General features: G+C 72.9%; 1 protein-coding gene. It reads right to left on the reverse strand.

Going from position 1 to position 473, the window contains the following annotated elements; genetic code table 11:
* Positions 1-31: 31 nt before the first annotated feature.
* On the reverse strand, positions 32-473 hold a 442-nt coding region (locus tag ETD83_RS45200; RefSeq protein ID WP_230421555.1), incomplete at its 5' end, for an arginine deiminase family protein.

Below are 473 nucleotides of genomic sequence, written 5' to 3' on the forward strand. Positions count from 1 at the left end.
TCACCCGCGGGGTGGTTCGTTGGCGACCGGCCTAGCGCAGGACGGTCACTTCGTCGTCCCGTCGCGGTGGAGCGGGCAGGTCATGCAGCGGGGGCCGCCGCGGCCGCGGCCGAGTTCGCCGCCGGGGCAGCTGGGCGGCGATGACGCGCCGTACCGTGCCGGCGGTGAACAGCCGCTGGGCGAGCAGCTCGATGGCCTGCGGGGTGGTGCGCTCGCTCATGCCGACCAGGACCAGCTCTTCGTTCAGGACGTGGATGTCGCCGCCCTCGATGGTGGGAAGGGCGGAGTCGGCTCCCGGGTACCAGACGGGGATGTCCTGGGCGGTGAACAGCGGGTGGTGCCGGTAGATGGCGTCCAGATGGGCGGTCTCGCGGCGCCGGGCCGGTTTGGCCATCGGGTGCAGGGTGATCCCGTGGCCGATCCAGGCGGACGGGTCGCGGGTGAACAGGTGGTTGGGCAGCGGCGGCAGCACG

Origin of the sequence: Actinomadura soli (assembly GCF_005889715.1) — a bacterium.
Lineage (GTDB): Bacteria > Actinomycetota > Actinomycetes > Streptosporangiales > Streptosporangiaceae > Spirillospora > Spirillospora soli.